Source organism: Actinophytocola sp. NPDC049390, from assembly GCF_044466355.1.
GTDB lineage: Bacteria > Actinomycetota > Actinomycetes > Mycobacteriales > Pseudonocardiaceae > Actinophytocola.
On record NZ_JBITMQ010000008.1, the window covers coordinates 337863 to 350023 of the forward strand.

The 12161-nt window shown below is 70.5% G+C and carries 15 protein-coding genes; 9 read left to right on the plus strand and 6 right to left on the minus strand.

What is annotated here, in order from left to right:
* The first annotated feature begins 4 nt into the window (after window positions 1-4).
* The gene (priA, locus tag ACIBVP_RS24120) at window positions 5-736 is read left to right on the plus strand and encodes a bifunctional 1-(5-phosphoribosyl)-5-((5-phosphoribosylamino)methylideneamino)imidazole-4-carboxamide isomerase/phosphoribosylanthranilate isomerase PriA (protein WP_396108521.1); all 732 of its coding nucleotides are present in this window, start codon (window positions 5-7) and stop codon (window positions 734-736) included.
* On the opposite strand, the gene ACIBVP_RS24125 is transcribed toward priA, so the two are convergent.
* The 5 genes from ACIBVP_RS24125 to ACIBVP_RS24145 are packed head-to-tail and all read right to left on the minus strand — an operon-like array spanning window position 723 to window position 3803.
* On the minus strand, window positions 723-1100 hold the full coding sequence (locus tag ACIBVP_RS24125) for a PPOX class F420-dependent oxidoreductase (protein ID WP_396108522.1): 378 nt from the start codon (window positions 1098-1100) through the stop codon (window positions 723-725). The genes priA and ACIBVP_RS24125 overlap by 14 nt on opposite strands.
* Window positions 1101-1136: 36 nt before the next feature.
* A complete protein-coding gene (locus ACIBVP_RS24130; protein WP_396108523.1) occupies window positions 1137-1703 on the minus strand; it encodes a Uma2 family endonuclease in 567 nt (188 codons plus the stop codon).
* A 16-nt stretch (window positions 1704-1719) separates the two neighbouring features.
* Complete coding sequence (locus ACIBVP_RS24135) at window positions 1720-2454, minus strand: ABC transporter permease (protein ID WP_396108524.1); 735 nt, start codon at window positions 2452-2454, stop codon at window positions 1720-1722.
* Window positions 2451-3176, minus strand: a complete 726-nt coding sequence (locus ACIBVP_RS24140; protein ID WP_396108525.1) for an ABC transporter ATP-binding protein — start codon at window positions 3174-3176, stop codon at window positions 2451-2453. Before ACIBVP_RS24140 ends, ACIBVP_RS24135 begins: the two co-directional genes overlap by 4 nt.
* Window positions 3177-3236: 60 nt before the next feature.
* Window positions 3237-3803 carry a TetR family transcriptional regulator gene (locus ACIBVP_RS24145; protein ID WP_396108526.1) on the minus strand — a complete coding sequence of 189 codons (567 nt, stop codon included), beginning with the start codon at window positions 3801-3803 and terminating at the stop codon, window positions 3237-3239.
* A 43-nt stretch (window positions 3804-3846) separates the two neighbouring features.
* On the opposite strand from ACIBVP_RS24145, the gene hisF reads away from it, so the two are divergent.
* Together hisF and hisI are read left to right on the plus strand one after the other, a co-directional pair.
* Window positions 3847-4608 carry an imidazole glycerol phosphate synthase subunit HisF gene (gene hisF / locus ACIBVP_RS24150; RefSeq protein WP_396108527.1) on the plus strand — a complete coding sequence of 254 codons (762 nt, stop codon included), beginning with the start codon at window positions 3847-3849 and terminating at the stop codon, window positions 4606-4608.
* A complete protein-coding gene (gene hisI / locus ACIBVP_RS24155; RefSeq protein WP_396108528.1) occupies window positions 4605-4943 on the plus strand; it encodes a phosphoribosyl-AMP cyclohydrolase in 339 nt (112 codons plus the stop codon). The genes hisF and hisI overlap by 4 nt, the downstream gene beginning before the upstream one ends.
* A 28-nt stretch (window positions 4944-4971) precedes the next feature.
* Here hisI and ACIBVP_RS24160 read toward each other — a convergent pair whose 3' ends face one another.
* Window positions 4972-5580 carry a TetR family transcriptional regulator gene (locus ACIBVP_RS24160; protein WP_396108529.1) on the minus strand — a complete coding sequence of 203 codons (609 nt, stop codon included), beginning with the start codon at window positions 5578-5580 and terminating at the stop codon, window positions 4972-4974.
* A gap of 185 nt (window positions 5581-5765) precedes the next feature.
* Between ACIBVP_RS24160 and ACIBVP_RS24165 the strand changes: the two genes are divergently transcribed.
* The 6 genes from ACIBVP_RS24165 (at window position 5766) to lgt (ending at window position 12157) form a co-directional block, all read left to right on the plus strand.
* Window positions 5766-7307 carry an anthranilate synthase component I gene (locus ACIBVP_RS24165; protein WP_396108530.1) on the plus strand — a complete coding sequence of 514 codons (1542 nt, stop codon included), beginning with the start codon at window positions 5766-5768 and terminating at the stop codon, window positions 7305-7307.
* Window positions 7300-7821: a Trp biosynthesis-associated membrane protein gene (locus ACIBVP_RS24170; protein ID WP_396108531.1), complete on the plus strand. Its 522-nt coding sequence runs from the start codon at window positions 7300-7302 to the stop codon at window positions 7819-7821. The genes ACIBVP_RS24165 and ACIBVP_RS24170 overlap by 8 nt, the downstream gene beginning before the upstream one ends.
* A gap of 214 nt (window positions 7822-8035) precedes the next feature.
* A complete protein-coding gene (gene trpC / locus ACIBVP_RS24175; RefSeq protein ID WP_396108532.1) occupies window positions 8036-8845 on the plus strand; it encodes an indole-3-glycerol phosphate synthase TrpC in 810 nt (269 codons plus the stop codon).
* Entirely contained in the window at window positions 8824-10074 is a 1251-nt protein-coding gene (gene trpB / locus ACIBVP_RS24180; RefSeq protein WP_396108534.1) for a tryptophan synthase subunit beta, read from the plus strand. The genes trpC and trpB overlap by 22 nt, the downstream gene beginning before the upstream one ends.
* Window positions 10075-10147: 73 nt before the next feature.
* Window positions 10148-10939 carry a tryptophan synthase subunit alpha gene (trpA, locus tag ACIBVP_RS24185; protein ID WP_396108536.1) on the plus strand — a complete coding sequence of 264 codons (792 nt, stop codon included), beginning with the start codon at window positions 10148-10150 and terminating at the stop codon, window positions 10937-10939.
* Between the two features lie 87 nt (window positions 10940-11026).
* Entirely contained in the window at window positions 11027-12157 is a 1131-nt protein-coding gene (gene lgt / locus ACIBVP_RS24190) for a prolipoprotein diacylglyceryl transferase (protein ID WP_396108537.1), read from the plus strand.
* Window positions 12158-12161 lie beyond the last annotated feature (4 nt).

Here is a 12161-nt window from a genome sequence, read left to right on the forward strand (position 1 = left end):
GGCGGTGACGTTCACGCTCTTCCCCGCGGTCGATGTCCGCGATGGCCAGGCCGTGCGCCTCGTCCAGGGCCGCTCCGGCACCGAGACCGCGTACGGCGACCCGTTCGACGCGGCGAAGGCGTGGCAGGACGCCGGCGCGGAGTGGATCCACCTCGTCGACCTGGACGCCGCGTTCGGCACGGGAGACAACCGCGCGCGCCTCGCCGACATCGTGGCCGGGCTCGACGTGAAGGTGGAGCTGACCGGCGGCATCCGCGACGACGCGTCGCTGGCCGCCGCCCTCGGCACCGGCTGCGCTCGCGTGAACCTCGGCACGGCCGCCATCACCAACCCGAAGTGGTGCGCGGAGGTCATCGCCGAGCACGGCGAGAAGATCGCGGTGGGCCTGGACGTCCGCGCCGACGACGACGGCGTCTGGCGCGTGAAGACGAAGGGCTGGACCGAGGACGGCGGCGACCTGTGGGCCGTCCTCGAACGCCTCGAGGCCGACGGCTGTGCCCGCTACGTGGTCACCGACGTGGGCCGGGACGGCATGCTGCAGGGCCCGAACACGGAGCTGCTCGCCGAGGTCTGCGAGCGGGCGAAGGCGCCGGTCGTGGCGTCGGGTGGCGTGTCGAGCATCGCGGACCTGCTGGCGCTCGCGTCGCTGCCGGTGGAGGGCGCGATCGTCGGGAAGGCGCTGTACTCGGGCGCGTTCACGCTGGAAGAGGCCCTGGCGGCGGTCAGTCGAGCGTGATCGCGAGGCACACGGTGCCTTCGCGGCCACGGAAGGCCTTGCTGGACCCGATGACCACGTGGCCCGCGATGCCGTACTTCTTCCTGAGCACCCGCCGCCCGCGCTCCGTGCCTTCCGCATCGAGGATCCGGGCCGTGCCCTTGACGGTCTCCCCGCGCTGCTTGCCCCGCAGGTCACAGGCCGCGACCTCGACCGTCGGGTTGTTCCGGACCCGCTTCACCTTGCCCGCGGTGGTCTGTGTCCAGACGATCAGCTCGTCCCCGTCCCGGCCCACCCACACCGGCGTGGGCACCGGCGTCCCGTCCTTCCGGAACGTGGTGACCAGCAGGTAGGAACCGCGACCGAGCCGCTCGACATCAGACATACCGGAAACTCTACTTCCGGGTAACTGTGACAGCTCTCAGCGCAGCGTCTCCAGGTCCAGCTCCAGTTCGACGGGGTCGGCGATCACGAGCTTCCCCTTGTCCAGGCCTGCCAAGCCGTACGTCCGGGTGGTCGGATCCAGCTGGTAGCGGAAGACACTGATGACCTGGTCGTCGTACTCGACACGCCAGAAGTGTTGGATTCCCGACGCCGCGTACTCTCCCGGCTTGTCGATCTGGTCCGTCGTCACCGACCCTTCGGACATGATCTCGATGACGAGCAGGCAGTGCTCGGGGCGAAGGGGCTCGTCGTCCGGCAGCGCAGCGTCGTAGACCACCACATCAGGCCGTCGGTTGAGCAGCGGCACATCCCGCAGCCGTAGATCCACGTCTCCGACGGCCGTGTACCCAGGCCCCGCCGTCTCCTTCAAAGCGGTGACCAGGTTGTGGGCTATGTGCTGATGTGCCCTTCGTGGGCTTGGACTCACGACAACGGCTCCGTCGACGATCTCGATCTGGCGGCAGACTTCTTCAGGCAATGCCTCGTAGTCGGCCACCGTTAAGCCTTCGCCGGATCGGACCATCCAGTCGGGGAGCGCTGTCATGGTTCGAGGGTACCGGTCACGGGGTGCGGCGGCGAAGGGTCGCGGCGCCCAGTATCAACGCCAGAACGCCGCTACCTGCGACGATTACAAGATCGCGGGCGAAAGTCCCGCCGAGTTCATTCGAACGTGTGACTGATTCGAGGGCTTCGACGGCATACGATAGAGGCATCACGTTCGACAGCCATTCCAGCACCGGGGTCATCGTTTCCCTCGGTGCGAACAACCCGCAGAGGAGGATCTGGGGCATCACGATCAGTGGCATGAACTGCACCGCCTGGAACTCGGTGCGGGCGAACGCGCTCACGAACAACCCGAGCGCGGTCCCGAGCAGCGCGTCGAGCATGGCGATGAGCAGGAGCAGCAACACCGAGCCGTCGATCTCCAAACCCAGCCAGGTCAAGGAGATCGCGGTCGCGACCGCCACCTGGACCACCGCGACGAGGCCGAACGCGATGGCGTAGCCGAGCAGCAGGTCGAACTTTCCGATCGGCATCGTCATCAGGCGTTCGAGCGTCGTGCTCGTGCGCTCTCGCAGGGTGGTGATCGAGGTGACGATGAACATGATCGCGAACGGGAAGACGGCGAGCAGGGCGGGTGCGGCCGCGCTGAACGCCATCTCCGTGTTGAACACGTAACGAAGGAGGATCATCAGCAACGAGGGAACCAGGACCATCATCGCGACCGTGCGGCGGTCGTGGCGCAGTTGCGTGAGGATGCGGCGCGCGGTGGCCAGCGCGAAAGTGACGTTCATGCGGGTGTCTCCTGCCGGCGTACGAGGCTGAGGAACGCTTGCTCGAGGTCGTCCGCGCCGGTGCTCGTGCGCAGCGCCGCCGGAGTGTCGTCGGCCAGGATCCGGCCTTCGCGCATCAGCAGCAGGCGCTGGCAGCGGGCGGCTTCGTCCATCACGTGGCTGGACACGAGCAGGGTCACGCCCTCGTCGGCGAGCCTGTGGAACAGGGCCCACAGGTCTTCGCGCAGAACGGGGTCGAGACCGACGGTCGGCTCGTCCAGCACGAGCAACTCGGGCTTGCCCAGCAGTGCCACCGCCAGGCTCGCGCGGGTGAGTTGGCCGCCGGACAGCTGGCCGACGACGTGGTCGGCGTGGGTGCCGAGCCCCACCTCGTCGATCACGCGGGCCACGTCACCGTCAGGTGCGCGCAGGACCGCCGCGAAGTACCGCAGCGCCTCGCTGACCGTCAGGTCGGCGTAGACGGACGGGTTCTGCGTGGCGTAGCCGATCTTGTCGCGTAGTTGCCTACTGCCGGCTGGGTGGCCGAGCACGGTGACCGTGCCGGACTCCACGATCTGCACGCCGACGATCGCGCGCATGAGGGTCGTCTTGCCGCAGCCGCTGGGGCCGAGCAGTCCGGTCACGGAGCCGCGCGGGACTTCGAAACTGAGGTCGTGGAGGACCGTTCGCGCGCCCCGTCGCACGCGGAGGTTCTCGACGACCACCGCGGTGGAATTAGCCATGCGTTTAATTCTGCGCGCGTTGAGCGACGCGCGTCAACACGAGACGGAGGTCGGTATCGGTCAAGGAGCGAAGTAGTACTGCAACACGGGCGCGACGAGCTCGACGACCTCGTCGTCGGTGGCCGACGCGAGCGGCTCGACCCGGATCACGTAACGGGCCATGGCCAGGCCGAACGCTTGCGCCGCGGCCCCGGTGATCCGCAGTCGCGGCAGCTCGAGGGCCTTCGACACCGGACCGACGACCGTGTGCTCGAGGAACTGGCGCATCAGCGACGCGATCTGTTCGTTGCCCGCCACCGACCGGACGAGGGCAAGGAACGTCTGGCTGGTCTCGGGCGACGACCACAGGCCGAGGAACAGGCGGACGATCCGCTCGCCGATCTGGTCACGCGGCCCCTGCGTGATCAGATCCGCGAGCGTCGACGGGTTGATCGGCACGTTCAGCGCCGCCACGAACACCTGCTCCTTCGAGCCGAAGAAGTGGTGCACGAGGGCGGGGTTGACGCCGGCCTCGGCGGCGATGCCACGGATTGTGGCGCCGTTGTAGCCGTGCTGGCCGAACTGGTTGCGCGCGGCGACGAGGATGTCCTCGCGCGTCTGCGTCTGCCCGGGACGGCGGCCTGCCACGTTGGCTCCTTTTGCGTTCGGTGCCGTCAGTATCCTCGATGGCATGGCAGTAGCGGTTCGGGTCATCCCGTGTCTGGACGTCGACGCCGGGCGCGTCGTCAAGGGTGTCAACTTCACGAACCTGGTCGACGCGGGCGACCCGGTGGAGCTGGCGCGCGCCTACGACGCGGAGGGTGCGGACGAGCTGACGTTCCTCGACGTCACCGCGTCCTCTTCGGACCGCGAGACGACCTTCGACGTGGTGCGGCGCACCGCCGAGCAGGTGTTCATCCCGCTCACTGTCGGCGGCGGCGTGCGCGAGGTGTCCGATGTGGACCGCCTGCTGCGGGCGGGGGCCGACAAGGTCTCGATCAACACCGCCGCGATTCTGCGGCCGGAGCTGCTTTCCGAGGCGTCGCAACGGTTCGGGGCGCAGTGCATCGTGCTGTCGGTCGACGCGCGCCGCGCGCCGGGCACCCCGTCCGGGTTCGAGGTGACCACGCACGGCGGGCGCACGGGCACGGGCATCGACGCCGTCGAGTGGGCCGCCAGGGGGCAGGCGCTCGGAGTGGGGGAGATCCTGCTGAACTCCATGGACGCCGACGGCACCAAGGCCGGCTTCGACCTGGAGCTGATCAGGAAGGTGCGGTCGGAGGTGGACGTGCCGCTGATCGCGTCGGGTGGCGCGGGTGACGTCGCCCACTTCGCGCCGGCGGTCGAGGCGGGCGCGGACGCGGTGCTCGCCGCCAGTGTCTTCCACTTCGGACAGTTGCGCGTCGGCGAGGTCAAGGACGCGCTGCGGCGGGCGGAGGTCGTGGTCCGATGACCACGCTGGACCCGACGATCGCGGCCCGGCTGAAGCGCAACGCCGACGGCCTCGTGTGCGCGGTGGCGCAGCGCCGGGGCACCGGCGAGGTGCTGATGGTCGCGTGGATGGACGACGAGGCGCTGGCGCTGACGCTGGAGACCAGGCGCGCCACCTACTTCTCGCGCAGCCGGGGCAAGCTGTGGGTGAAGGGGGAGACGTCCGGCCACACGCAGCGTGTGCACGAGGTGCGCCTGGACTGCGACGGCGACACGGTGCTGCTGGTCGTCGACCAGCAGGGTGCGGCCTGCCACACGGGTGCCGCGACCTGCTTCGACGAGGACCGCCTGCTCTAGCCGCCGATGGCCCGGCCGCGCGGGCGGGTCAGGTGATCTCCCCGGTGACGTACCGCTGGAGCGTGGGTGCGATGGCCGCGGCGATCCGGTCGATGTCGGCCGAGGCGAGCGGCTCGAAGCGGGCGACGTAGCGGATCATGCCCAGCCCGACGAGCTGGGTGGCGATCAGGGTGGCCCGGAAGTCGTTGTCGTCCGGCGCGAACTTGCCGATGACCAGCTTGAAGACGTGCTTGAAGAAGAAGTCGCGCAGCATGGAGGCGGCCTCCTCGTGGCTGGCGACGCTGCGGATGAGCGCCGTGAACACGCCACCCCCGGTCGCGTCCCACCTGGTGAGGAAGGTGCGCACGATCGTCTGACCGACGTCGTCCGCCGGGGCCGCGATCAGGATCTCGACGATCTCCTGCGGGTTGAACGGCAGCTTGAGCACCGCCTCGCCGAAGAGGCCCTCCTTGCCGCCGAACCAGTGGTTGACCATGGCCGCGTCCACTCCGGCGCGTGCGGCGATGGCCCGCACTGTCGCGCCGTCGTAGCCCAGCTCGATGAACACCTCGCGGGCGGCGTTGACGAGGGCCTCGCGCGTGTCGGTGCCGCCCGGTCGTCGCCCACGTCGCCGCACCCCGGTCGTCTTCTCGGTCACGAGAACATGATGCGGCAGGTCGGGGATTTTTTCAACAAACGCTGAATTTGGGGTGAGCGGCTGGCCTCCGGCCCCCTCGAACCACGTTACGGTACGGCACTGACGGAAACGGCGAGGTCGGGCGGAGCTGTCCACAGGCGCGGGCCGGGCGGGCGGCGGATGCCGCTGCGGGCAGAATGGCCCGCATGGTCAGTGTGATCGAAACCGCGGCTCCCGCCGTCGGGCTCGGGGTGGTCAGTCCCACCCGGGAGGAGTTCCACCGGCTCGCCGTGGACCGGCGGGTGATTCCCGTGGTGAAGCGGGTGCTCGCCGACGCCGAGACACCGGTCGGGGTCTACCGGAAGCTCGCTGCCGGGCGCGCGGGCACCTTCCTGTTCGAGTCCGCGGAGAACGGGCGGTCCTGGTCGCGCTGGTCGTTCGTCGGGGTGCGCAGTGCCGCCGCGCTCACCGAGCGTGACGGAGAGGCCGTCTGGACCGGGACGCCGCCGGTCGGGCTGCCCGAGGGCGGCGACCCGATGGCCGCGCTCCGGGAGACCATCCAGCGGCTGCACACCGACCAGCTGCCGGGCCTGCCGCCGCTGACCGGCGGTATGGTGGGCTTCATCGGCTACGACGCGGTGCGCCGCCTCGAGCGGCTGCCCGAGCACACCACCGACGACCTGCACCTGCCCGAACTGGTGATGCTCCTCGCGACCGACCTGGCCGCGCTGGACCACCACGAGGGCACGATCACCCTCATCGCCAACGCGGTGAACTGGGACGACAGCCCCGAACGGGTGGACGCCGCCTACGACGCGGCCGTGCGCAGCCTCGACGAGATGACCCGCGGCCTGCAGACGCCCGCCCCGCCGACCGCCGCCGTCTACGAGCGGCCCAAGCCGTCCTACGTGCGCCGCCGGTCGCAGGAGGAGCACGTCGCGGCGGTCAACGTCGCCAAGGAGGCCATCCGGGCGGGGGAGGCCTTCCAGGTCGTCCTCTCACAGCGGTTCGAGATGACCACCGACGCCGACCCGCTCGACGTCTACCGGGTGCTGCGGGCCACCAACCCGAGCCCGTACATGTACCTGCTGCGGCTCGACGGGTTCGACATCGTCGGCTCCAGCCCCGAGTCGCTGGTCACCGTCCGCGACGGGCAGGCCACCACGCACCCGATCGCGGGAACTCGGTGGCGTGGCGCGGACCCAGACGAGGACGCGCTGCTCGAGAAGGACCTGCTCGCCGACGAGAAGGAGCGAGCGGAACACGTCATGCTCGTCGACCTCGGGCGCAATGACCTCGGGCGGGTCTGCAAGCCCGGCTCGGTGCACGTCGTCGACTTCTTCCGGGTCGAGCGGTACAGCCACGTCATGCACATCGTCTCCACCGTGACCGGCGAGCTGGCGGAGGGCAGGACGGCCTACGACGCCGTCGCGGCGTGCTTCCCCGCCGGCACCCTGTCGGGGGCGCCCAAGCCGCGGGCGATGGAGCTGATCGAGGAGCTGGAGCCCACGCGGCGCGGCCTGTACGGCGGCGTCGTCGGCTATCTCGACTTCGCGGGCGACGCCGACACCGCCATCGCCATCCGCACGGCGCTGATGCGCGACGGCACGGCCTACGTGCAGGCGGGTGGCGGGATCGTGGCCGACTCGAACCCGGTCGCCGAGGACGACGAGTGCGTCAACAAGGCGGGCGCGGTGCTGGCGGCCGTCGCGACCGCGCAGACGATGCGACCGGCGGCCGATGTCTAAACGTCCACTGTGGATCATCGCGGTGCTGCTGCTGGGGGCAGCCGCCGCGCTGTGGGGCGCCGGGAGCCTGGACTGGTTCCCCGGCCCTCCCGAGCCGGCGCCGGAGGACCCGGGCAGTCCCTACCTCCTGGAGCCGGGTACGCGGGAGGCGCCGAGCTTCACCGCGGTCGCCTGGCTCGCGCTCGCCTCGCTCGCGGGCGTGTTCGCCGTCGGCGGATGGATGCGCAGGCTGCTCGGTGCGATCGTCGTGGTCGCGGGCGGCTGGGTGTGCTGGCGCGCCGTCGACACCCCGGGTCCCTTCGAGTTGCTGTCCGGCCGTGGCGTGGCGGTCCTCGGCGGCGTGCTGTTCCTCGCGGCCGGTGTGCTGGTCGTCGTGCACGCCGCCACGCTGCCCACGATGGGCGCTCGTTACGACCGCGCTAACGCCACGCGACGTTCCGGCGATCCCGACAAGGACATGTGGGACGGCCTGTCGGAAGGCGAGGATCCGACGGCCGAGGGACCGCGAACGTGAACCCGTGGAATGTGCCTTCAGGGCACGGGGTTAGCATCCTTTGAGCGGGAAGGGGCATGGCTGGTGACGGAGAACACGAGCGGTACATCGAACTCGGCCGCACCACTGCCGGGACCGACGAGCGCCGGCGAGGCACGGTCGTGAGCGAGCTTGCGAGCGAACCATGGACGCAGGGCGACCGCGAGCGGCCGAACCGAGCCTGCGAGGCACGGTCGTGAGCGTTCTCGAATCGATCATCGAGGGCGTGCGGGCGGACCTCGCGGTGCGTGAGGCCGCGCTGCCGTTCGACGTCGTGAAGGAGCGCGCGGCCAAGGCCGCGCCGCCCAGGGACGCCATCTCCGCCCTCCGCGCCTCGGACATCGGCGTCATCGCCGAGATCAAGCGCCGCAGCCCGTCGAAGGGCGACCTGGCGCACATCCCGGAACCGGCGACGCTCGCCAAGGACTACGCCGACGCGGGCGCCCGCGTCATCAGCGTGCTCACCGAGCAGCGGCGCTTCGGCGGCTCGCTGGCCGACTTCGACGCGGTGCGTGCCGCGGTCGACGTCCCCTTGCTGCGCAAGGACTTCGTCGTCACGCCGTACCAGGTGCACGAGGCGCGCATGCACGGCGCCGACATCGTGCTGCTCATCGTCGCCGCGCTCGAGCAGAACGCGCTGGTGTCGCTGCTCGACCGGGTCGAGTCGCTCGGCATGACCGCGCTGGTCGAGGTGCACACGGCCGAGGAGGCCGACCGCGCGCTGGAGGCCGGTGCGTCCGTTGTCGGCATCAACGCCCGTGACCTGCACACCCTCGAGGTCGACCGCGAGGTGTTCGGCAGGCTCGCGCCGGGCCTGCCGTTCGAGACCGTGAAGATCGCCGAGTCCGGCATCCGCGGCCCCGGCGACCTGATGACCCACGCCGGTGCCGGCGCGGACGCGGTGCTCGTCGGCGAGAGCCTGGTCGCGGCACCCGACCCGAAGGCGGCGCTGGTGCAGCTGGTGACCGCGGGGTCGCACCCCGCGTGCCCGAGGCCGAGCCGGTGACCGATCAGGTGACACAGGACAAGCAGCACGAGCACGACCGGCACGATCCGGACGAGCGCGGACATTTCGGCCCGTACGGCGGCCGGTTCCTGCCCGAGGCCCTCATCGCGGCCATGGACGAGCTGGCCACCGTCTACGAGAAGGCGCGCCTGGACCCGGACTTCGTGGACGAGTTCAAGCGCCTGCTGCGTGACTACGCGGGCCGTCCGTCGCTGCTCACCGAGGCGCCGAGGTTCGCGGAGCACGCAGGCGGCGCGCGGATCTTCCTCAAGCGCGAGGACCTCAACCACACCGGCTCGCACAAGATCAACAACGTGCTGGGTCAGGCGCTGCTCACCAAGCGGATGGGCAAGAAGCGGGTCATCGCCGAGACCGGCGCGGGTCAGCACGGCGTCGCCACGGCCACCGCGTGCGCGTTGCTGGGTCTGGACTGCGTGGTCTACATGGGCGAGGTCGACACGCAGCGGCAGGCGCTGAACGTGGCCCGCATGCGGCTGCTCGGCGCCGAGGTCATCCCCGTGACCACCGGCTCCCGCACCCTCAAGGACGCGATCAACGAGGCGCTCCGCGACTGGGTGGCGAACGTCGACTCCACGCACTACCTCCTGGGCACGGCCGCGGGTGGCCACCCGTTCCCGATGATGGTGCGCAACTTCCACAAGATCATCGGCCAGGAGGCCCGCGCGCAGATCCTGGAGAAGGCGGGCAGGCTGCCGGACGCGGTCACGGCGTGCGTCGGCGGCGGGTCCAACGCCATCGGCATCTTCCACGGCTTCATCGACGACCCGGACGTGCGCCTGGTCGGGTACGAGCCGGGTGGGCACGGCATCGAGTCCGGTGAGCACGGCGCGACGCTGTCCGAGGGCACGCCCGGCATGCTGCACGGCGCCAAGTCCTACCTGCTGCAGGACGAGGACGGGCAGACCATCGAGGCGTACTCGATCTCCGCGGGTCTCGACTACCCGGGCGTCGGCCCCGAGCACGCCTGGCTGAAGGACACCGGCCGCGCCGAGTACCACCCGGTCACCGACGCCGAGGCCATGGACGCGTTCCAGCTGCTGTCGCGCACCGAGGGCATCATCCCGGCGATCGAGTCCGCGCACGCGCTGGCCGGCACGCTGAAGCTGGGCCGGGAACTGGGACCCGACGGGCTCATCGTGGTGTGCCTGTCCGGGCGGGGGGACAAGGACATGGACACGGCCGCGTCGTACTTCGGGTTCACCTCATGAGCGGAGCTTGCGGAGCGAATCATCAGGCACAGGGCGACCGCGAGCGGCTCCCCGGAGCCTGCGAGGGGGAGTCATGAGCGTTGTGACCGCCACGATCCAGGCCGCGAAGTCCGAGGGCCGGGCCGCGCTCGTCGGCTACCTGCCCGCCGGTTACCCGACCGTGCCCGGCTCGGTCGAGGTGCTGACCGGCATGATCGACGCGGGCTGTGACCTGGTCGAGATCGGTGTCCCGTACTCCGACCCGGTGATGGACGGCCCGACGATCCAGGCCGCCGCGAACACCGCGCTGTCCGCCGGGTTCCGGCTCCGCGACCTGTTCACGGTCGTCGAGCAGGTGTCGGCGGCAGGCGGCAAGGCCGTGGTCATGACGTACTGGAACCCGGTGTTCCGCTACGGGGTCGACCGGTTCGCCCGCGACCTGGCGGCGGCGGGCGGTCTCGGCATCATCACCCCGGACCTGGTGCCGGACGAGGCGCAGGACTGGCTCGCCGCGTCGGAGGCACACGGGCTCGACCGGATCTTCCTGGTCGCGCCGTCCTCGACCGAGGAGCGGATCGCCCTGACCACCGCCGCGACCAGCGGTTTCCTGTACGCGGCCGCGGTCATGGGCGTCACCGGCGCCCGTGACGCCGTGGGCTCGGACGCGGCCGGGCTGGTCGCGCGGGCGCGGGCGCACACGTCGGTGCCGGTCGGTGTCGGGCTCGGCGTCCGGTCCGGTGACCAGGCCGCCGAGGTGGCCGGGTTCGCCGACGCGGTCATCGTGGGTTCGGCGTTCGTGTCGCGAGCGGGCGACAGCGTCGCGGCCGTCCGTGAGCTGGCGGAGGAGCTGGCAGACGGCGTCCGCCGCCCACTCGTCACCAGCTAGCGTTCCGAACTTTCGGCTCGGGACGCCAGGGGCGCAGCCAGGCGGTGACCATGATCGCGATGCGCAACGGCGGGTTTTGCGGACCTGATGCGCCCGCCACACACGTCGCCCGTTACGGTGACGCGCGTGACTGTGGCGTCCAGTGTCTTCCTGGCCAACATCCCGAGCCCGGACAGGGGCGTGTGGGAGATCGGTCCCATTCCGATCCGCGCGTACGCTCTCTGCATCATCGCCGGCATCATCCTCGCGATCTGGTGGGGTGAGCGGCGGTGGATCGCCCGCGGTGGCACCGCGGGGACGGTCATCGACATCGCCGTGTTCGCCGTGCCGTTCGGCCTGGTCGGCGGCCGCCTCTACCACGTGGCGACCGACTGGCACCGGTACTTCGGCGAGGGCAAGAACCCGCTCGACGCGCTGCGGATCTGGGACGGCGGCCTCGGTATCTGGGGCGCGATCGCGCTCGGCGCCGTCGGCGCACTGATCGGCTGCCGCGTCAAGGGCGTGCCACTGCCCGCGTACGCGGACGCCATCGCACCGGGCATCGTGGTCGCGCAGGCCATCGGCCGCGTCGGCAACTACTTCAACCAGGAGCTGTACGGCGGGCCGACCGACCTGCCCTGGGGCCTGGAGCTGTACCGGCGGGTCAACGAAGTCGGCGACGACGACAACCTCAACGGTGTCGCGATCAACCACATCCCGATCCTGGGCAGCCCGGTCCACCCCACGTTCCTCTACGAGCTGATCTGGAACCTGCTCGTCGCCGGGCTGGTCGTGTGGGCGGACCGCAAGTTCCGCCTCGGCCACGGCCGCGCGTTCGCGCTGTACGTCATGGGTTACACCCTGGGCCGCACGTGGATCGAGCTGATGCGGACCGACGAGGCGACGCTCGTGTTCGGCGTGCGGGTCAACGTCTGGGTGTCGATGCTCGTGTTCGCCGGGGCGGCGCTGTACTTCCTGATGGCCCGGTCGCGCGGGGAACGGGAGGATCCGTCGCTGCTGCGCGGCAAGGACGCGCCTCCGGTCGACGAGCCGGGCGACGAGGCTGAGGCTGATCAGGAGGCCAAGCCGGACGCGGACGCGGAGCCGGAGAAGGCGTCCGACTCGGATGCGGAATCCGACACCGCCGCGGACGAGAAGGCTGACACCGAGAAGGCCGACACCGACGAGAAGGCCGGTACCGACAGGAAGGCGGACGCCTCCTCGAAGTCCGACAACTGACGTC

What these genes read in the sequence shown, in the direction of transcription:
- ACIBVP_RS24125 (WP_396108522.1), bottom strand. Translation starts at nt 1,100, where the DNA reads ATGTCTGATGTCGAGCGGCTCGGTCGCGGTTCCTACCTGCTGGTCACC.
- ACIBVP_RS24130 (WP_396108523.1), bottom strand. Translation starts at nt 1,703, where the DNA reads ATGACAGCGCTCCCCGACTGGATGGTCCGATCCGGCGAAGGCTTAACG.
- ACIBVP_RS24135 (WP_396108524.1), bottom strand. Translation starts at nt 2,454, where the DNA reads ATGAACGTCACTTTCGCGCTGGCCACCGCGCGCCGCATCCTCACGCAA.
- ACIBVP_RS24140 (WP_396108525.1), bottom strand. Translation starts at nt 3,176, where the DNA reads ATGGCTAATTCCACCGCGGTGGTCGTCGAGAACCTCCGCGTGCGACGG.
- hisF (WP_396108527.1), top strand. Translation starts at nt 3,847, where the DNA reads ATGGCAGTAGCGGTTCGGGTCATCCCGTGTCTGGACGTCGACGCCGGG.
- hisI (WP_396108528.1), top strand. Translation starts at nt 4,605, where the DNA reads ATGACCACGCTGGACCCGACGATCGCGGCCCGGCTGAAGCGCAACGCC.
- ACIBVP_RS24165 (WP_396108530.1), top strand. Translation starts at nt 5,766, where the DNA reads ATGGTCAGTGTGATCGAAACCGCGGCTCCCGCCGTCGGGCTCGGGGTG.
- ACIBVP_RS24170 (WP_396108531.1), top strand. Translation starts at nt 7,300, where the DNA reads ATGTCTAAACGTCCACTGTGGATCATCGCGGTGCTGCTGCTGGGGGCA.
- trpA (WP_396108536.1), top strand. Translation starts at nt 10,148, where the DNA reads ATGAGCGTTGTGACCGCCACGATCCAGGCCGCGAAGTCCGAGGGCCGG.
- lgt (WP_396108537.1), top strand. Translation starts at nt 11,027, where the DNA reads ATGCGCCCGCCACACACGTCGCCCGTTACGGTGACGCGCGTGACTGTG.